The sequence below is a fragment of the Kitasatospora sp. NPDC097605 genome, assembly GCF_040302725.1.
GTDB lineage: Bacteria > Actinomycetota > Actinomycetes > Streptomycetales > Streptomycetaceae > Kitasatospora.
The window spans coordinates 85,799-104,547 of record NZ_JBEOSF010000006.1 but is presented as its reverse complement, the minus strand read 5'-3'; the positions used below and the strand labels follow the sequence as shown (position 1 = coordinate 104,547).

Here is an 18,749-nt window from a genome sequence, read left to right as displayed (position 1 = left end):
ATGTCCGAGTCAGTGGTCCCGTACACCACCAACAACGCCGGCGTCCCGGTGCCGAGCGACGACAACTCGCTCACGGTGGGCAGGGACGGCCCGATCCTGCTCCACGACCACTACCTGATCGAGAAGATGGCCCAGTTCAACCGGGAGCGGGTGCCGGAGCGGGTGGTGCACGCCAAGGGAGCCGGGGCGTACGGCGTCTTCAAGACGACGGAGGACGTCAGCCGGTACACCAGGGCGACCCTGTTCCAGCCGGGTAAGCGGACCGAGATGCTGGCCCGCTTCTCGACGGTGGCCGGTGAGCAGGGCAGCCCGGACACCTGGCGCGACCCGCGCGGCTTCGCGCTGAAGTTCTACACCGAGGACGGCAACTACGACCTGGTCGGCAACAACACGCCGATCTTCTTCGTCCGCGACACGATCAAGTTCCAGGACTTCATCCGCTCGCAGAAACGGCGCCCGGACAACGGCCTGCGCGACCACGACATGCAGTGGGACTTCTGGACGCTCTCGCCGGAGTCGGCGCACATGGTCACCTGGCTGATGGGCGACCGGGGCATCCCGAAGTCGTACCGGCACATGAACGGCTACGGCTCGCACACCTATCTCTGGTTCAACGCGAACGGCGAGCGGTTCTGGGTGAAGTACCACTTCAAGACCGACCAGGGCATCGACTTCCTCACCCAGGCGGAGGCCGACCGGCTGGCCGGCTCGGATCCGGACCTGCACCGCGAGGACCTCTGGCAGGCCATCGAGGGCGGCAACCCGCCGTCCTGGACGCTGTACGTGCAGGTGATGCCGTTCGACGACGCGCCCGGCTACCGGTTCAACCCCTTCGACCTGACCAAGGTCTGGCCGCACGGCGACTACCCGCTGATCCCGGTCGGGACGCTGACGCTGAACCGCAACCCCGAGGACTACTTCGTCCACATCGAGCAGGCCGCCTTCGAACCGGCCAACCTGGTGCCGGGCATCAGCGTCTCGCCGGACAAGATGCTGCTCGGCCGGATCTTCTCCTACCCGGACACCCACCGGTACCGGATCGGGCCCAACTACGCGCAGCTGCCGCCGAACCGGCCGCACGTGCCGGTGCACTCCTACGCCAAGGACGGGCCGATGCGCTTCGACCCGGCGCGGACGGCGACGCCCTACGCGCCGAACTCCTACGGCGGGCCGGCCGCGGACGCGAAGGTGTACGACGACCCGGCGGCCGGCTGGCACAGCTCGGGCGACATGGTGCGCGAGGCCTACTCGCTGCACGCCGAGGACGACGACTGGGGGCAGGCGGGCACCATGGTGCGGGAGGTGCTGGACGACGCGGCGCGCGACCGGCTGGTCTCCAACATCGTCGGGCACCTCCAGGGCGGGGTGAGCGATCCGGTGCTGGAGCGGGCGGTGCAGTACTGGCGCAATGTCGACAAGGCGCTGGGCGACCGGGTCGCCAAGGGCGTCGGCAAGGACTGACGGCGCCTCGGCCCGCCGGCGGCGCGACCGAGGGCACGGGCCCTCAGTCGCGCCGCCGCCAGTCGCCCGACGCGATGAGCGCCGGGTGCGCGCGCAGCCGGGCGGCGGCGTCCGGGCCGGCCAGGTACACCCAGGCGTCCACCGTCCCGCCGTCCACCGTCCCGCCGTCCACCGCCCCGTCGACCGCTGTCCGCACGGCGAGCCGCTCGCGCACGTACGCGCCGCGGCCGTCCGGACGGCAGTCCTCCAGGGCGTCCAGCGCCGCGAGCACCGCCGGGTAGGCGTCCGGGTGGACGGTGACCAGCTCGCCGGTGATCCGCCGCCCCGGCGCGGGGTCCGGTACCGCGTACGGGAAGCCGGGCCCCGCGTGCAGCGCCGCGCCCTCCAGCACCGCCGCCCGCACCCCGGCGCACCGGCCGGCGAGGTGGGCGGCGTGGTTGCGCTCCCCGGTGAGCAGGGTGCCGTAGACGAAGAAGGGCAGCGCGGCGGGCACGGGGATTCCTCCTGGGCGGCGGTCCGGTCGACAGTCGATGGTGCCCGCCCGGCGGTACCGACTGGCGCGCGGGGTGGCCGATGCGGTGTCATGTCGGGTGCAACTGCCAGTACCGTCCTAGGGGGACACCCATGACAGCTCCCGTCGAGCGCACTCCGGCCGCGCCCGCCGACACCCCGGCCGCGGACACCGCGCCGGACACCGCGCCGGCCGCCGGACGGCTCGGGGCGGGCGTCTGGGTGGCGCTCGCGATCGTCTACGTGGTGTGGGGCTCGACGTACCTGGCGATCCGGATCACGGTCGAGACCATGCCGTCCTTCCTCTCCGCCGCCGCGCGCTTCCTGACCGCCGGACTGCTGCTCACCGGGTTCGTCGCCGTCCGCCACGGCCGCTCCGGCCTGCGGGTGGACCTGCGGCAGCTGGGCTCCGCCGCCCTGGTCGGCGGCCTGCTGCTGACCGGCGGCAACGGGCTGGTGGTGCTCGGCGAGACCTGGATACCCTCGGGCCTGGCCGCCCTGCTGGTGGCCGCGGTGCCGCTGTGGATGGTGCTGCTGACGGCCGCGGGCGGCGACCGGCCCAAGCCCGCCGAGCTGGGCGGCGTGCTGCTCGGACTGGTCGGCCTCGGCGTGCTCTCCGCCCCCGCGATCGGCGGGGACATCGCGCCCGCCGGGGTGGTCGCGATCCTCTGCGGCACCCTGACCTGGGCGTGCGGCTCCTTCGCGGCCAAGCGCATCCGGATGCCCGGCAACGTCCTGGCCTCCAGCGCCTACCAGATGCTCGCCGGCGGGCTCGGCAACGCGCTGATCGGACTGCTCCGCGGCGAGCAGCACGGCCTGCGCCCCGGCGACATCTCCACCCGCTCCTGGCTGGCGCTGGCCTTCCTGGTGGTGTTCGGCTCGCTGGTCGCCTTCACCGCGTACGCCTGGCTGCTGCGCTCCGCCCCGCTGACCCTGGTGGGCACCTACGCCTATGTGAACCCGGTGGTGGCCGTGCTGCTGGGCTGGCTGGTGCTGGCCGAGCCGCTGACCGGCCCCACCCTGCTGGGCGGGGCGATCGTGGTCGCGGGCGTCTGCCTGGTGGTGAGCGTCAGCCGGTCGTCGGCGCGCTCGTCCGCTCGAAGGTCAGCACGGTGACCCCGTTGGAGAAGGCGCGCGAGCCGGCGGGTGCGAAGGCGTACGGGGCGTAGCCCGCGCGGAACAGCGGGACCCCCGAGCCGAACACCAGCGGGTACTGCTTGACGACCAGTTCGTCGATCTCCGGCAGCAGCTGACCGGCCAGGTCGCCGCCGCCGCAGAGCCAGATGCCGAGGCCGTCCTCCCGCTTGAGCTCCCGCACCCGGCTCAGCGGGTCGGCCGCGGTGACCTCCACCGCGGGGTCGGGGCTCTCGCCCGGGCTCCGCGAGAAGACGATCTGCCGCAGGTGGGCGTACGGGCTGGTGAGGCCCGCCGGGAGCCCCTGGCCGTAGGTGCCGCGGCCCATGACCACGGTGTCGAACCGCTTGTTGGGCGCGTCGGCGATCCCCATCGCGGCCCGTCCGGGGGTGGGCACCGTCTCCGGGTACTCCTCGCACATGTGGGAGAGGTACTCCCCGCCGACGTACGCCATGAGGGCCGCGTAGTCGTCGTCCGGGGCGGCGATGAAGCCGTCGAGGGTGGCGCCGACGTAGTAGGTGAGCTTTCGCATCCGTGTCCTTTGCTTCGTCCGGTGAACTACGACAGTTATAGTACTTCGACTGTAGTGGTTGCAAGAGTATTCCCGAGGGAGATCCAGCGATGGCCCAGAACCCCGCCCGCCGTGCCGCGCTCACCGACGCCGCCATCGACGTCCTCGCCGACCAGGGGGCGCGCGGGCTCACCTTCCGCGCCGTGGACCTGCGGGCGGGCGTCCCGGCCGGCACCGCGTCCAACTACTTCGCCAACCGGGACGACCTGCTGCACCAGACCGCCCGGCACATCCACCACCGGCTCACCCCGGACCCGGTGATCATCGGCGAGCTGCTGCGGGCGCCCCGCGACCGGGCCCTGGTGACCGCCCTGATGCACGACCTCGTGCGCCGCATCGACGCCGAGCGCTCCGGCTACCTCGCGATGCTCGAACTGCGCCTGGAGGCCACCCGCCGCCCGGAGGTGCGCGCCCAGCTGACCGCCACCGTCCGGGAGCAGCTGGAGGCCAACATCGCCTACCACCTCGACGAGGGCTTCCCCGGCGACCGCGAGACCGTCGTCACCCTCTACCTCGCGATGACCGGCCTGCTCGTCGAGCACCTCACCCTCCCCGACGTACTCGGCACCGAGGCACTCCCCGCCCTCGTCGACACCCTGGTCGCCCGCACCGTCCCGGAGGCGTGACGGGGCGGCTCAGACGAAGCGGATGTGGCGCGCGCCGACGGCCGCGCGCCGTAGGCGGGCGCGCAGCGGGCCGTCGGTGTCGGGGGCGAGGGTCAGCCCGGCGGAGGCGGCGAGGTGGTCGGCGACCTCGGCGACGCCCAGGTGGTCGGTGCGGACGTGCTCGCCGAACCCGTCGCCGCTCAGCCGCTCCAGGCAGTGGTCGAGCCGGGAGACGGCGAAGGACTCCCGGCGCAGCGGCGCGCCCTTCCCGGCGAGCAGTTGCAGGGCACGCCCACCGCCGCGCTCGCGCAGCCGCCGCAGCACCTCCTCGCGCTCCGCGAGCAGCGCGAAGTGCCGGACGTCGTGGCCGTGTTCGCGCAGCCGGCCGACGGTCTCGGCGAAGTAGGAGGGCTCGGTGACCGTCATCGGCACGATCACCGCGCCCCGGTGGTGGGTGAGCGTGCGGTCCAGCACCTCGAACACCCCCTGCCGCCAGGCCGGCAGGTCCTGGAAGTCGCCGCGCAGCGCCTTCGGGGTCATCCGGTGGAGGCCGAACCCGACCTCCTCGGGGTCGCAGAGGACACTGCCCGGCAGCCGCCGCCGCAACTCGTGCGCGACCTGCGTCTTGCCACCGCCGAACGGCCCGTTGATCCACAGGAGCATGCCCGCCACCCTACGCCCGGGCGGCGAGCGGCCGGTCGTCGTGCGGAAGGCTGCTCGGGTCGGTGGTGGGGCTGCGGCCGGCGCTCTGGGGGGTCGCCGGGGTGTCGCTGCTCTCCGTGCTGCCGTTGCTGCTGACCCGTGAGGTCCGCGCGCTGCGTGACTTCCCGGACGGCCCGCGGGAGTGACGGGGGGTCAGCCGAGGTACGGCGGACGCCCGGCCCACCAGTGGCCGGGCGCCTCCGGTGCGCGGCTGGTCCAGAACTCGACCAGGCCGGAGACGAACTCCTCGGCGGACAGGGTGCCGTCGCCGTCCAGGTCGAGCCGGCGGAACGCCTCGTCGGCGTCGTCGCGGGAGAGCGCGGAGAAGTGGCCGCGCTGGAAGACGAAGAACTCGCCCGCGTCGACCGTTCCGCTGCCGTCCACGTCGGCGATGGCCAGGAACGCCTCGGCGAGCGCCCCGAACACGGTCCGCGCGGCCACCGGGTCGTCGGCGAGCGCGCGGGTCGAGGCGACGAACTGCCGGCGGCTGATCGCGGTGGTGCCGACCGGCAGGTGGGAGACGTGCAGGTCCCGCCAGATGGCGAGGTAGGCGGCGACGATCCGCTGCTCGACGCCCGACCCCTCCCCGTGGCCCAGCGACCGGGCCACCGCATGGCCCATCAGCACGTGGTCGTGCTCGGTCAGCAGGCCGTCCCCGTCGGCGTCGAGGTGGTCGAACCCGTGGTTGATCCTCGCGAGCAGCAGTTCCTCGGACACCCGTATCCCCCGGCTGGTCGGTCCCGGCATTGCACAGTCCCGGCACACACGACGGCAACGGTCACGACGGCCGGACGCAGCACGCTAACCCGGCGGGCGCCGGCCGCGCAGCCGAAGCGGCGAACTGGCGTTCCCGGGCGGCCCGTTGCCGCGTCCGGCCGGCGGGCCGCCGGTCAGCCCGTGGTCTTGAGGGCGGTGTCCGCCAGCCGCTCGGCCAGCGTGCCGAAGTGCTCGCGGAGCTGCTCGTCGCCGATGCCGTTGGCGTAGCCCTGGAAGGCGAGCGCCGCCTGGGCCTGGACGGCCGGGGTGGCGTAGTCCGGGTCGATCGGGGCGGGGCCCTCGGGCGGCCAGGGGAGCGGCCAGTGCCGGGGCCACGGGATCCGGCCGTGCGGGGTGCCGCACCAGTCCTCGCCGACCTCGGCGAGGATCTGCCGGGCGTCGCCGCCGGAGACCCGGGCGGTGATGGCCGCGTTGGCCACGGCGTTGACGGTGCGGGCCACGGACAGCCGCAGGGCGGCGGCGACCGGCGGCAGCGGCTGCGGGTTCAGCCCGGCCGCGTCGCCGCCGCCGTCGTCGGCGCGGGCCGCGAGGACGCCGTTCAGGACGCCGTGGGCCACCTCGTGGGGGATCAGCCCGTCCCACGCCGCGGGATTGAGGCGGCCCACGAGGGAGACCAGGGAGACGGATCGGCGGACGAGCGTGGTCATCGGAAAGCCCCTTCTCCGGGGTGGGTGGCCGTGTGCTCACGGCCGGTGACCGATCGTAGGCGGAGCGACCGCGGAGAACGGGGACCGACACCACCGGTCGCCGCCGCTCAGTACCGGCCGCCGCCGCTCAGCGGGCGGCGGCGAGCAGTTCGCGGGTGTACGCGGTGTGCGGGGCGGCGAAGAGCCGGTCCCGGTCGGTGGACTCGACCAGGCGGCCGCCGTGCATCACGGCGACCCGGTCGCAGAAGTGGCGGACCACCGCGAGGTCGTGGGAGACGAACAGGAAGGCGACACCGAGGCGTTCGCGCAGCTCCATCAGCAGGTTGAGCACCTGGGCCTGGACCGAGACGTCCAGCGCGGAGACCGGCTCGTCGGCGATGATCAGCCGCGGTTCGGGGGCGAGCGCCCGGGCGATGCCGATCCGCTGGCGCTGGCCGCCGGAGAACTCGTGCGGGTAGCGGTCCAGGTGGGCGGCGGTCAGGCCGACCTGCTCCAGCAGTTCGGCGGAGCGTTCGCGCCGCTGCCCGGCGTCGAGCGCGGTGTGCAGCCGCAGCGGGGTGTCCAGGGTCTGGGCGACGGTGCGGCGCGGGTTGAGCGAGGCGTACGGGTCCTGGAAGACCAGCTGGACCTCCCGGGCGAGCCGGCGCCGCAGGGCCCGGTCGGGCCGGGTGGCGTCCACGCCGTCGTAGCGGACGGTGCCGGCGGTGGCGGGCTGGAGGCCGGCCAGCACCCGGGAGGTGGTGGACTTGCCGGAGCCGGACTCGCCGACCAGGCCGAGCGTCTCGCCGGGCGCGATGCGCAGGCTGACGCCCTCGACCGCCCGGACCGGCTCGGGCCGCCCGTGCCAGGGAAGGCGCACGCCGCGGCCGGGGAAGTGCACGGCGAGGTCCTCGACCTCGGCCAGCCAGCGGCCGTCCTCGGCCCGGGCCCTGTGCCCGGCGGCCGGCCGGGGCGCGGGCGAGGGGTCGTCGACGGTCGGCAGCGGGGTGCCCGGGACGGAGTCCAGGGTGAGCGCAGCGCCCACCAGCGCCCGGGTGTACGGCTCGCGGGGTGCGGCCAGCAGGGCGGCGGTCGGCGCGCTCTCCACCGGTCGCCCGCCGCGCAGCACCAGGGTGCGGTCCGTGGTGCCGGCGACCACCCCGAGGTCGTGGCTGACCAGCAGCACCGCGGTGCCGTGCTCGCGCTGCAGCTCGCCCAGCAGGTCGAGCACCTGGCGCTGGACACGGGCGTCGAGCGCGGTGGTCGGCTCGTCGGCGATCAGCACGTCGGGGTCGTTCATCAGCGCCATCGCGATCATCACGCGCTGGCGCATGCCGCCGGAGAACCGGTGCGGGTAGTCGCGCGCCCGGGCGGCCGGGATGCCGACCCGGTCGAGCATCGCCGCCGCCCGCCGGCGGGCCTCGGCGCGGCCCGCGCGGGGGTGGTGCAGCCGGTACATCTCGGCGAGCTGCGCGCCGACGCCGTGGAACGGGCTGAGCGAGGTGAGCGCGTCCTGGAAGACCAGCGCCACCCGGCCGCCGCGGACCCGGCGCAGCACGGACTCGCCGGCGCCCACCAGCTCCCGGCCGGCCAGCCGGATCGAGCCGGTGACGGTGGTGGTGCGCGGGTCGTGCAGGCCGAGCACGGCGAGCCCGGTGGCGGACTTGCCGGAGCCGGACTCGCCGACCAGGCCGAGGACCTCGCCGCGGGCGAGGTCGAAGGAGAGGCCGCGCACGGCGGCGACCGGGGCGCCGCCGCGCGGGTCGGCGAAGGTGACGCAGAGGTCCCGGACGCTGAGCACCGGCTCGGCGTGCGGTCCGGCGTCAGGGGCGGGGACGGGGACGGGCGCGGCGGGAACGGAAGCGGGGACGGGCACGGGCGCGGCGGGAACGGGGGAGGGGGTCATCGGGGCGGGCTCCAGAGCGGGACGGGGACGGTCAGCCGAGGCGGATGCGCGGGTCGAGCCAGGCCACCACCAGGTCGGCCAGCGCGACGAACAGCACGACGAAGCAGGCGGCCAGCAGCACGGCGCCGACCACGGCCGGCAGGTCCTGCCCCTCGACGGCCTCGGTGGCGAACCGGCCCACGCCGTTCAGCCCGAACACCGTCTCGGTGATCACCGCGCCGCCGAGCAGCGCGCCCGCCTCCAGGCCGAGCAGCTGCACCAGGGGTCCGGCGGCGCCGCGCGAGGTGTACTTGAGGTGGGTGCGCAGCCGGCCGAGGCCCTTGCCGCGGGCGGTGCGGACGTACTCCTCGTTCATCGTCTCCAGCAGCTGGGAGCGCGAGAGCCGGGCGAACACCGCCGAGTTGACGAAGCCGAGGACGATCCAGGGGAGCAGCAGGCCGCCCGCCCAGGCGGCCGGGTCGGCGGCCGGCGGGGTGTAGGACGGCAGCGGCAGCAGTCCGGTGGTGTAGACCAGGCCCCACTGGGCGACATAGCCGAGGAAGTAGATCTGCACGCTGGCGCCGACCAGGGTGAAGCCGGAGAGCAGCTTGTCCGTCCGGGTGCCGTGCCGCAGCGCGCTGACGAAGCCGGTGCCGAGCCCGAGCACCACCAGGACGGCCAGCGCGCCCGCCGCCAGCGAGACGGTGACCGGCAGGTGGTCGGCCAGCGCCTCGGTGACCGGCTGGTGCAGCCGGTAGGAGTAGCCGAGGCACGGCGCCGCGCAGTGGATCGTGGAGCCGTCGACGTCCTGGATGTCCCGGCCGGCGACGATCCCGGCCAGGTAGTCGGTGTACTGGGCGAGCAGCGGCTGGTCCAGGCCCATGCTCGCGCGGACCGCCGCGACCTGGCCGGTGTCGCAGCGCGGGCCGCAGGCGGCGCGGGCCGGGTCGGCGGGGGCGGCGTAGAAGAGGGCGAAGGCGGCGGCGGAGACCGCGGCCAGGACGGCGAGCGCCTGGAGGATCCGCCGCAGGGCGAAGGAGAGCATGGTGGCCGGTCCGGGTTCGGTTGGCGTCGGGGCGGTGGTCCCGCCGCGCGCGCTCGGGGACGGCGCGCGCGGCGGGGCCACCGGGGGACTTCGGGGCGGGTCAGGACTTCAGGTAGAGCCAGGCGGGGCTGACCGTCCCGTAGATCGGGTGGATGAACGCGCCGCCGACGTTGGAGCCGCGCAGCTGGTTGACCGTCGGGTAGCTGAACGGCAGCACCGGCAGGTCCTTCATCACCGTCTGCTCCAGCGCGTACAGCTCCTTGGCCTTGGCGCGCGGCTCGCCGATCTGGTTGATCCGGTCGATCTCCTGGTCCACCGCCGGGTTGCGGTAGCGGGCGGAGTTGATGTCGCTGTTGGCACGGCCGTCGAAGGAGAACGGGATCAGCGTGGAGGGCGTCGGCCAGTCGACCGAGCTGGTCTCCTCCCACAGGTCGTACGGGGAGTCGGCGCGGTGCACCTCGTCCAGCAGCGCCTTGGGGTCGACGGGCTTGGGCACGACGGTGATGCCGGCCTTGGCGAAGCCGTCCACCAGCACCTGGGCGACCCGCTGCCCGTTGGGCGTGTTGGCGTAGGCGTAGGTGAGCGGGCCCGGCGCCTGCTTGGCCTTGGCGAGCGCGGCCTTGGCGGCGTCCGGGTCGCCCTCGGGCCTGGCCGGGTCGAGGTCGTACTTCTGCCAGTCGAGCAGGGCGGGGGAGCTGAGCGTGCTGGCGAGCTCGCCGGCCCGGGTGCCGCCCTGGACCTGGCGGGCCTGCTGGCGCGGGTAGGCGAGGTTGAGCGCCCGGCGGACCTCGACGTCGGCCACCCGCTCGTTGTTGACCATCAGATAGGTGACGAAGGCGCCCTGCCGTCCGGAGACGACCAGCTCCTTGGCCTTCGGGTCGGTGTCCACCGTCTGGTACAGCTCGGGGGAGAGCACGGTGGCCGCCGTGGTGGCGTTCTCGCCGCCGTCGCGCCCGGAGAGGATCTCCTGGTTGATGTTGAGCGCCTCCTTCCCGAAGGTGAAGACGAACTTCTCCGGGTACTGGCTGCGGATCGGGTCGGTCTCCGGCTTCCAGTGCGGGTTGCGCTCCAGCACCATGCGGGTGTTCTGGACGTGCTCGACGATCCGGTACGGGCCGGTGGCGAACGGCTGGCGGTCGTAGTCGGTGCCGGTGTCCTTGTCCCGGCGCACCGGCGAGGAGGAGGACTGTGCGGCCATGTACGGCACGTCGGCCTGCGGCTGGGGGAAGTGGAAGACGACGGTGCGCTCGTCCGGGGTCTCGATCGCGGCGAGGTCGCCGTCCTGCGGGCCGCCGTACTTCTTGCGGGCGTCGTCGTAGCTCGCCTCACCGGTGAGCCACTGCGGCCAGTACGGCGGGCCGACCTCGTAGCCCTTGCCGAAGGAGCGCTCGATGCCGTACTTGACCTGCTCGGAGGTGATCGGCAGGCCGTCCTCCCAGGCCACGCCCTCCTTCAGCCTGTAGGTCCAGGTGCGGCCGCCGTCGGTGGAGGTGCCGGTGTCGGTGGCGAGGTCGCCGACCAGCTTGGCCTTGCCGTCGACCACCTGGTACTGGGTCAGCTGGCGGCCCCAGAGCAGCGAGGTGTTGTAGGTGGCGCCCGCGTACACCTTCTGCGGGTCGAGGTGGCGGAAGTCGGTGGCGTTGTAGACGTTCACCGTGCCGCCGGGGCGGGCGCCGGCGACGGCGGGGGCCGGGCCGGCGCTCTCCTGCTCGGTGCCGAGCGCGGCGGTCAGCGGCGAGGCGTCCTTGGCCGCGGCGCCGGGGCCGGCGGCGGCGGAGCCGGAGCCCGCGCCGGCCGAGCAGGAGGTCGCCAGCAGGGCGGTCGCGAGGACGGCGAGGGACGGTCTGATCCAGCGCATGGCGAATCTCTCCTTGCCCCGGGGGACTCCGGGGTGGTCGGGTGGCGTGCTTGGAACGGAAGGGAGGGCTCAGCGGGCGGCGCGCGGGTCCAGGGCGTCCCGGACGGCGTCGCCGAGCAGGTTGAAGGCGAGCACGAAGAGCAGCAGCGCGACGCCGGGGAAGACCATGTAGGTCGGGTCGGCCTGGAAGACCTCGGAGCCGCGGGCGATCATCCGGCCCCAGTCCGGGACCGGCTCGGTGATCCCCACGCCGAGGAAGGACAGCACCGCCTCGGAGGCGACGAAGGTCGGCACCGCCATGGTGGCGTGCACCAGCAGCTGCGCCCGGACGTTCGGCAGGAGCTCCCGGACCACGATGTGGAATCCGCTCGCGCCGAGCGCCCGGGCGGACTGCACGAAATCCCTTTCCCGCAGTGACCGGACGGCGGCCCGCAGGGAAAGCGCGAGCGGAATCCAGCCGAACGCGGAGAAGACCAGGACGAGGACCAGGAACTGCATCCACTCCGGTTCCGCGGTGCCCGGGTCGACCAATCGGGACTGGATCACCGGGCTGAGCGCGAGCAGCAGGAGCAGCGTCGGGAAGGCCAGCAGGACATTCGAGAGGAAGCCGAAGAGCCGGTCGGTGACCCCGCCGAGGTAGCCCACCGCGACGCCGGCCAGCACCCCGAGGGCGGTGGTGACGGCGGCCGAGAGGAAGGCGATCAGCAGTGAGGTGCGGATGCCGTAGAGCAGCTGGGTGAACACGTCGCGGCCCAGGCCGGGCTCCAGGCCGAACCAGAACTCCCCGGAGATGCCTCCGTTCGGCGCGATCGGCAGGCCGCCGTCGCTGAGCAGGCCCGGAGCGTTCTGGCCGTAGTGCTCGGTGGGGTTCTTGCCGTACAGCGCGGCGATCAGCGGGGCCGCCAGGGCGAGCAGCAGGAAGAGCAGCACGACACCGAGCGCGACGGCCCCGGTGCGGTCGCGGCAGACCCGGCGCAGCAGGCTCCTCGGGGCGGGCGCCGGGGGCGGCGCCGGAGCGTCCGGTGCTGCGACTTGTTCGACCACTGCCATGAGAGGCGTACTCCCCGAATTCCGTGCCGCCCCGTGGATGAGGGGTGCGTCGACGTGCATTTCCGGCGGGCCGCCCGGGGGTTTCCCGGAAGGGCCGCCGGGCGCCATCAGATCGGACCGCGGGAGTTTCCGCAAATCATTCCGAAGGTGCCCCGGAAGTGATTCGGGTGCTTTGTTTCAGGAATTATGACGGCTTCATTCCGCCGCAATACTGCTGTAGCAGAAGAACGGACATAACGGGGCGAACGGCGTGTCATGTCCGCCGCCGTCCCGGATGGTGAGATCTCCACCACAGGCCGCCGGGCGTTGGTACGATGCCGACGGGCCGCGACTGGCGCGCACGGATGGAATCGACCATCGGGAAGCGGCCCCGTGCCGGATGCACGACGCAGTTGCCGAGCGCCTGGGCCCCCCGACCTCCCCTCAGGAGACCGCCATGGCCCAGCAGCCGCACACGGCCGCCACCCCCGCCGCCAACACCGCCTTCCGCTCCGCGCTCGACGTGGTCCGCGAGGTCGAGCCGCGGATCGCCGCCGCCATCGGCCAGGAGATCGACGACCAGCGCGCCTCGCTCAAGCTCATCGCCAGCGAGAACTACGCCTCCCCGGCCGTGCTGCTCGCCATGGGCAACTGGCTCAGCGACAAGTACGCCGAGGGCACCGCCGGCCGCCGCTTCTACGCCGGCTGCCGCAACGTCGACACCGTCGAGACCATCGCCGCCGAGCACGCCCGCGCCCTGTTCGGCGCCGACCACGCCTACGTCCAGCCGCACTCCGGCATCGACGCCAACCTCACCGCCTTCTGGGCCGTCCTCTCCCAGCGGGTCGAGAGCCCCGCCCTGGAGCGCGCCGAGGTCCGCAACGTCAACGACCTCACCGAGCAGGACTGGGCCGAGCTGCGCCGGGAGCTGGGCAACCAGCGGATGCTCGGCATGTCCCTGGACACCGGCGGCCACCTCACCCACGGCTTCCGCCCCAACATCTCCGGCAAGATGTTCGACCAGCGCAGCTACGGCACCGACCCGGCCACCGGCCTGATCGACTACGACGCGCTGCGCGAGACCGCCCGCGAGTTCCGCCCGCTGATCCTGGTGGCCGGCTACTCCGCGTACCCGCGGCTGGTGAACTTCGCCAGGATGCGCGAGATCGCCGACGAGGTCGGCGCCACCCTGATGGTCGACATGGCGCACTTCGCCGGCCTGGTCGCGGGCAAGGTGCTCACCGGCGACTTCGACCCGGTGCCGCACGCCGACATCGTCACCACCACCACCCACAAGTCGCTGCGCGGCCCGCGCGGCGGCGCGGTGCTGTGCACCTCCGAGCTCGCCGAGCACGTCGACCGCGGCTGTCCGCTGGTGCTCGGCGGCCCGCTCTCGCATGTCATGGCCGCCAAGGCGGTCGCCTTCGCGGAGGCCCGCCGCCCCGAGTTCCGCGACTACGCCCAGCGGGTCGTGGACAACGCCCGGGCGCTCGCCGAGGGCCTGCTGCGCCGCGGCGGCACGCTCGTCACCGGCGGCACCGACAACCACCTCGTGCTCGTCGACGTCTCCGGCCACGGCCTGACCGGCCGTCAGGCCGAGGCCGCGCTGCTCGACTCCGGCGTCGTCACCAACCGCAACTCCGTCCCGCAGGACCCGAACGGCGCCTGGTACACCTCCGGCGTGCGGATCGGCACCCCGGCGCTCACCACCCGCGGCCTCGGCACCGCCGAGATGGACGAGATCGCGGCCCTCATCGACACCGTGCTGCGCGCCACCACCCCGGCCGCCACCGCCTCCGGCGCGCCGTCCAAGGCCCAGTACACCCTGGACCCGGCGGTCGCCGAGGGCGTCGCCAAGCGCGCCGCCGACCTGCTCGCCGGCTTCCCCCTCTACCCGGGCGTCGACCTGGCCTGACCGCTCACCGCCGCCCACCGCCGCCCGGCCGGGTCCGCCCCGGCCGGGCCACGGGTGCTCAGGCCGCCAGGGCTTGTCTGACAATTCCCGCCGCGCGCACGACGCCGGGCATCCCGCCTGGACGCACCGCCGAATCGTCCAAGTACGTCCAGTACGAGGACGCTCCGGCGGCACGCCCAGCCGGGCGCCCAACGCCGCGCGCTGATGCGACGCGAATTGTCAGACAAGCCCTAGTACTGCAGCGACTTGTACTCCAGGAACTCCTCCAGGCCGTGCCGGCCCAGCTCGCGGCCGAGGCCCGAGCTCTTGAAACCGCCGAACGGGGCCCGGGGGTTGAAGCGGCCGCCGTTGAGGTCGATCTGCCCGGCGTCCAGCCGGCGGGCGAAGCGGGCGGCGGTGTCGGTGTCGGCCGCCCACACCCCGCCGGCCAGGCCGTACGCGGTGGCGTTGGCCAGCTCGGCGGCGTGGTCCTCGTCCCGGTACGCCAGGACCGCCAGCACCGGACCGAACACCTCCTCCCGGGCCACCGTCATCCCGGGGGTGACGTCGGCCAGCACGGTCGGGCGGACGTAGTAGCCGGTCGGGAGGCCGTCCGGGGCCTCGGCGCCGCCGGCCACCAGCCGCGCGCCCTCGGCGAGCGCGCCGGTGATGTAGCCGCGCACCCGCTCGCGCTGGCGGGCGCTGACCAGCGGTCCGATCCTGGTCTGCGGGTCCGCCGGGTCGCCCGGTACGTACGTGTCGGCCGCCTTCGCGGCGAGCGCCACCGCCTCCTCGTACTGGTCGCGGTGGACCAGCAGCCTGGTCCACGCGCTGCAGGTCTGGCCGGAGTTGGTGAACACGTTGGCGACGTTGACGTTCACCGCGCGGGCCAGATCGGCGCCCGGCAGCACCACGTTGGCGGACTTGCCGCCCAGCTCCAGGGACACCCGCTTGATGCCGCGCCCGGCCGTCTCGGCGACCGCGCGCCCGACCGCCGTCGAGCCGGTGAACGACACCACGTCCACGTCCGGGTGGCCGGCCAGCGCCGCGCCCGCCACCGCGCCGGTCCCGGTCACCAGGTTGAACACCCCGGCGGGGAAGCCCGCCGCGTCGACCAGCCGGGCGAACAGCCGGGCCACCAGCGGGGTGTCCTCGGCGGGCTTGAGCACCACCGGGCAGCCGGCCGCCAGGGCGGGCACCGCCTTGGCGGCGATCTGGTGCAGCGGGTAGTTCCACGGCGTGATCGCCGCGACCACCCCGGCCGGCTCGGCGTGCACCACCGAGTTGCCGATCCGCTCCTCGAACGGGTAGCCGTCCAGCAGCTCCAGGTAGGTCTCGGTGACCGTCAGCGGCAGCGTGGCCTGCACGGCGGTGGCGAAGCCGATCGGGGCGCCCAGCTCGGCCGAGACGGTGGCGGCGATCTCCTGCTGGTGGGCGGCCAGGCCGTCCCGCAGCCGGGTCAGCGGCACCAGCCGCTCGGCGGCGGTGGTCGCGCCCCAGGCCCGGGCCGCCCGCCGGGCCGCCGCCACGGCGGCGTCGACGTCCGCCGCGCCGCCGGCCGGCACGGTGGCGAGCAGGCGCTCGGTCGCCGGGTCGAGCACCGGGATCGACCCCTGGTCCAACGCGGGCCGCCAGGCGCCGTCGACGTACTGATCGGTGTACTCGGCGTACCCCTCGGCCCGCTCCGTCTCGCCCGCCATGTGCTGCCCTCTCGTGCCGGTTCCGCTGGTTCCCGCGTCCCCCCGCCGGCCCGTCCGGCCGGTCCGGACCAGTCAAACGGTGCGCCCGGCGGGGACGCAAGGCGGGGCTGTCCCCCGTTCGCGGTACGAACGGGCCGTCCCGCCGTCCGTGGGGCTCCGTCAAGTGCGCCCACAAAGGGCCGGGCCGGGAAATTCTTTTCCGCGAGTTCGCCCAACTGCGCCCGGTGGCGAGTAGATTGCAGCGCATTCGGGCGCGCCGGACTACGGTTGGCAGCAGGTCGGGTCATGTCCGCGTGCCCGGGGCACCACCCTGCCCGGGCCCGGAGATCCTGCCCATGGTCGTTGTACCGTCTATAGGAGCCGCCTCGTGAACGACGCCGTACGCAGTGCCGACCAGCAGCGACCGGTGGAGCCGGCAGTGCTCGACGACGTGCCCGGGTGGTTCTGGAACCACGACCGTCACCTCTTCGACTGGTTCCTCGCGCGGCAGGAGAAGGCGGGCTTCTCCGGCGACCTCCTGGAGATGGGCGCCTACCTGGGCCGCAGCGCGATCGTCATCGGGGCGCACCTCCAGGCGGGCGAGACCTTCACGATCTGCGACCTCTTCGACTCGGACGCGCCGGACGACGAGAACGCCGCCGAGATGGACATGTCCTACCGCAAGACGCTGACCCGCACCGCCTTCGAGTCCAACTACCTCTCCTTCCACGACCGGCTGCCGGAGATCATCCAGGCCCCGACCTCGACGCTGGCCGACGGCCGCGTCGCGCCCGGCGGGTTCCGCTTCATCCACATCGACGCCTCGCACCTCTACGAGCACGTGGCCGGCGACCTCCAGGTGGCCCGGACCGCGCTCGCCCCCGAGGGCGTCGTGGTGCTGGACGACTACCGCTCCGCGCACACCCCGGGCGTCGCCGCCGCCACCTGGGAGGCGGTCTTCAACCACGGCCTGCGGCCCATCGTGCTCACCGACAGCAAGTTCTACGGCACCTGGGGCGACCCGGAGCCCGCCCAGCTCGACCTGCTGGCCCGCCGGGGCACCCTGCCGGAGTGCTCCATCACCAATGAGACGCTCGCCGACCACCGGGTGATCCGGATCGACGGCAACGACACCGGCGCCGAGCCCTTCCGGGTCTCCCGCCACCACGCCCGGCTGACCGAGGAGGCCGCGCGCGACGAGAACGCCCGGGCCACCGAGGACGCCCTGCGCGCCGCCGAGCGCGAGCGCGACGAGGCCGTGCGCGAGCTCGCCGAGCGCCGCGCCCGCGCCGCCGAGCGCCGCCGCCCGGCCAACGTCGCCAAGCGCGCGGTGGGCGACCTCCTCCCGCCCGTGGTCACCTCCGCCATCCGCCGCGCCCGCCGCGGCTGACACCGCACCGCCGGCCGACGGCCGCGCACCCCCGGCAGCCGGGGGCGCGCGGCCGTCGCCGTTTCCCGCGCGGCTCCCGGCCGGAGCATCGAAAGCGGTACCGCTCAGGGCCGGAAGAAAGCGCTTTTCCGACCGCTTCCCTCCGGCCGAGGATGGCAGGCGAACCAGCCCGCCGGGAGGAATCCGTGTCGCCTGTCTCGCCCGCCGCCCCGTCGCCCGTCGACGCCCGCCCCGCCGACGCGCCGCCGGCCGACGCCCATCCCGTCGACGGGCCGCCCGTCGCCGCGCCGCCCGTCGACGCCGGACTGCTGCCGCTCACCGCCGAGGCCGGCCCCGCCGGGCTCGCCGTCGGCGGGGTGCCGCTGACCGAGCTGGCCCGCCGGTTCGGCACCCCGCTGTTCGTCTACGACGAGGAGCACCTGCGCCGCCGCTGCCGGGAGGCCGTCGCCGCCTTCGGCCCGGGCAACGTCGCCTACGCCTCCAAGGCCTTCCTCTGCACCGCGATGGCCCGGCTCGCCGCCGAGGAGGGCCTGCTGCTCGACGTCGCCTCCGGCGGCGAACTGCGCACCGCCCTGCACGCGGAGGTCCCCCCGGAGCGGATCGTGCTGCACGGCAACAACAAGAGCGAGGCCGAACTGCGCACCGCCCTCACCGCCGGACTGCGGCACATCGTCGTCGACAGCTTCGACGAACTGGACCGGATCGAGCGCCTGGTCGCCGAGGAGGGCCTGCCGCCGGCCCGCGTCCAGCTGCGGGTGGCGCCGGGCGTCGCGGCGGGCGCCCACGAGGCGATCCGCACCGGCGGGCACGACTCCAAGTTCGGCTTCGGCCTGGCCGACGGCGCCGCCGCGGCCGCCGCCCGCCGGGCCGCGGCCTCGGCGGCGATACGGCTGGAGGGCGTGCACGCGCACGTCGGCTCGCAGGTCCTCGACCCGGCCGAACTCGCCGACGGCGCCGCCGCCGTGGCCCGGTTCGCGGTGGACACCGGGGTGGAGCGGCTGACGGTGGGCGGCGGGCTCGGCGTGGCCTACCTGGCGGGCCAGAGCGCGCCGAGCTTCGCGGTCTGGGCGGACCGGGTGCGCGCCGCCGTCCGCGGGGCCGGCTGGACGGGGGAGGTCGGCGTCGAACCCGGGCGCTCGATCACCGCGCGGGCCGGGCTGACCCTCTACCGGGTGGGCACGGTCAAGCGGATCGCGGGCGTGCGGACGTACGTCAGCGTCGACGGCGGGATGAGCGACAACCTCCGCCCCGCCCTCTACGGCGCGCGCTACGAGGCGTTCCTGCCGCGCTGCCCGCAGGAGCCCCGGCCGCTGCGCGCCCGCCTGGTCGGCAAGCACTGCGAGAGCGGGGACGTCGTCATCGACGACGCCGCCCTCCCGGCGGGCCTGCGGATCGGCGATGTGCTCGCCACCCCCGTCACCGGCGCGTACGGGTACGCGATGGCGTCGAACTACAACAAGCTGCCGCGTCCGGCCGTGGTCTTCGTCCGCGACGGCGACGCCCGGGTGGTGGTGCGCCGGGAGACCGAGGAGGACCTGCTCCGCCTCGACGTCTGACGCCGGAGGACCGGCCCGCCCGTCGCC

At 74.2% G+C, this 18,749-nt stretch carries 17 protein-coding genes and 1 riboswitch; of the genes, 7 read left to right on the top strand and 10 right to left on the bottom strand.

Going from position 1 to position 18,749, the window contains the following annotated elements; genetic code table 11:
- Positions 1-1,461, top strand: coding sequence for a catalase (locus ABTX81_RS09320; RefSeq protein ID WP_350542615.1), 1,461 nt, complete (start codon positions 1-3; stop codon positions 1,459-1,461).
- A gap of 43 nt (positions 1,462-1,504) precedes the next feature.
- On the opposite strand, the gene ABTX81_RS09315 is transcribed toward ABTX81_RS09320, so the two are convergent.
- Positions 1,505-1,954 (bottom strand): gamma-glutamylcyclotransferase family protein, encoded by a 450-nt coding sequence (locus ABTX81_RS09315; RefSeq protein ID WP_502892732.1) that lies wholly within the window; start codon positions 1,952-1,954, stop codon positions 1,505-1,507.
- A gap of 131 nt (positions 1,955-2,085) precedes the next feature.
- Here ABTX81_RS09315 and ABTX81_RS09310 point away from each other — a divergent pair, with 131 nt between their 5' ends.
- On the top strand, positions 2,086-3,087 hold the full coding sequence (locus tag ABTX81_RS09310) for an EamA family transporter (RefSeq protein WP_350542614.1): 1,002 nt from the start codon (positions 2,086-2,088) through the stop codon (positions 3,085-3,087).
- On the opposite strand, the gene ABTX81_RS09305 is transcribed toward ABTX81_RS09310, so the two are convergent.
- A complete protein-coding gene (locus ABTX81_RS09305; RefSeq protein ID WP_350542613.1) occupies positions 3,041-3,637 on the bottom strand; it encodes a dihydrofolate reductase family protein in 597 nt (198 codons plus the stop codon). The genes ABTX81_RS09310 and ABTX81_RS09305 overlap by 47 nt on opposite strands.
- An 89-nt stretch (positions 3,638-3,726) precedes the next feature.
- On the opposite strand from ABTX81_RS09305, the gene ABTX81_RS09300 reads away from it, so the two are divergent.
- Positions 3,727-4,302 carry a TetR/AcrR family transcriptional regulator gene (locus tag ABTX81_RS09300; protein ID WP_350542612.1) on the top strand — a complete coding sequence of 192 codons (576 nt, stop codon included), beginning with the start codon at positions 3,727-3,729 and terminating at the stop codon, positions 4,300-4,302.
- A 9-nt stretch (positions 4,303-4,311) separates the two neighbouring features.
- On the opposite strand, the gene ABTX81_RS09295 is transcribed toward ABTX81_RS09300, so the two are convergent.
- The gene (locus ABTX81_RS09295; RefSeq protein WP_350542611.1) at positions 4,312-4,944 is read right to left on the bottom strand and encodes an AAA family ATPase; all 633 of its coding nucleotides are present in this window, start codon (positions 4,942-4,944) and stop codon (positions 4,312-4,314) included.
- A 62-nt stretch (positions 4,945-5,006) separates the two neighbouring features.
- Here ABTX81_RS09295 and ABTX81_RS09290 point away from each other — a divergent pair, with 62 nt between their 5' ends.
- Positions 5,007-5,129: a hypothetical protein gene (locus ABTX81_RS09290; protein ID WP_350542610.1), complete on the top strand. Its 123-nt coding sequence runs from the start codon at positions 5,007-5,009 to the stop codon at positions 5,127-5,129.
- Positions 5,130-5,136: 7 nt separating this feature from the next.
- On the opposite strand, the gene ABTX81_RS09285 is transcribed toward ABTX81_RS09290, so the two are convergent.
- From ABTX81_RS09285 to ABTX81_RS09260, 6 genes are all read right to left on the bottom strand, one after another.
- Positions 5,137-5,700 (bottom strand): EF-hand domain-containing protein, encoded by a 564-nt coding sequence (locus ABTX81_RS09285; protein ID WP_350542609.1) that lies wholly within the window; start codon positions 5,698-5,700, stop codon positions 5,137-5,139.
- 173 nt (positions 5,701-5,873) lie between these two features.
- Positions 5,874-6,407 carry a hypothetical protein gene (locus ABTX81_RS09280; RefSeq protein ID WP_350542608.1) on the bottom strand — a complete coding sequence of 178 codons (534 nt, stop codon included), beginning with the start codon at positions 6,405-6,407 and terminating at the stop codon, positions 5,874-5,876.
- 127 nt (positions 6,408-6,534) lie between these two features.
- Positions 6,535-8,292 carry a dipeptide ABC transporter ATP-binding protein gene (locus ABTX81_RS09275; RefSeq protein ID WP_350542607.1) on the bottom strand — a complete coding sequence of 586 codons (1,758 nt, stop codon included), beginning with the start codon at positions 8,290-8,292 and terminating at the stop codon, positions 6,535-6,537.
- A 31-nt stretch (positions 8,293-8,323) separates the two neighbouring features.
- A complete protein-coding gene (locus ABTX81_RS09270; RefSeq protein WP_350542606.1) occupies positions 8,324-9,316 on the bottom strand; it encodes an ABC transporter permease in 993 nt (330 codons plus the stop codon).
- Between the two features lie 100 nt (positions 9,317-9,416).
- Entirely contained in the window at positions 9,417-11,174 is a 1,758-nt protein-coding gene (locus ABTX81_RS09265) for an ABC transporter substrate-binding protein (RefSeq protein ID WP_350542605.1), read from the bottom strand.
- Between the two features lie 69 nt (positions 11,175-11,243).
- Positions 11,244-12,224 (bottom strand): ABC transporter permease, encoded by a 981-nt coding sequence (locus tag ABTX81_RS09260; protein ID WP_350542604.1) that lies wholly within the window; start codon positions 12,222-12,224, stop codon positions 11,244-11,246.
- A 317-nt stretch (positions 12,225-12,541) separates the two neighbouring features.
- Positions 12,542-12,640, top strand: a riboswitch (ZMP/ZTP riboswitch).
- Positions 12,641-12,660: 20 nt separating this feature from the next.
- Between ABTX81_RS09260 and ABTX81_RS09255 the strand changes: the two genes are divergently transcribed.
- On the top strand, positions 12,661-14,118 hold the full coding sequence (locus ABTX81_RS09255) for a glycine hydroxymethyltransferase (RefSeq protein ID WP_350542603.1): 1,458 nt from the start codon (positions 12,661-12,663) through the stop codon (positions 14,116-14,118).
- A 230-nt stretch (positions 14,119-14,348) separates the two neighbouring features.
- On the opposite strand, the gene ABTX81_RS09250 is transcribed toward ABTX81_RS09255, so the two are convergent.
- Entirely contained in the window at positions 14,349-15,797 is a 1,449-nt protein-coding gene (locus ABTX81_RS09250) for an aldehyde dehydrogenase family protein (RefSeq protein ID WP_350542602.1), read from the bottom strand.
- 367 nt (positions 15,798-16,164) lie between these two features.
- Here ABTX81_RS09250 and ABTX81_RS09245 point away from each other — a divergent pair, with 367 nt between their 5' ends.
- On the top strand, positions 16,165-17,166 hold the full coding sequence (locus tag ABTX81_RS09245; RefSeq protein ID WP_350542601.1) for a class I SAM-dependent methyltransferase: 1,002 nt from the start codon (positions 16,165-16,167) through the stop codon (positions 17,164-17,166).
- 185 nt (positions 17,167-17,351) lie between these two features.
- Positions 17,352-18,722: a diaminopimelate decarboxylase gene (gene lysA / locus ABTX81_RS09240; RefSeq protein WP_350542600.1), complete on the top strand. Its 1,371-nt coding sequence runs from the start codon at positions 17,352-17,354 to the stop codon at positions 18,720-18,722.
- Positions 18,723-18,749 lie beyond the last annotated feature (27 nt).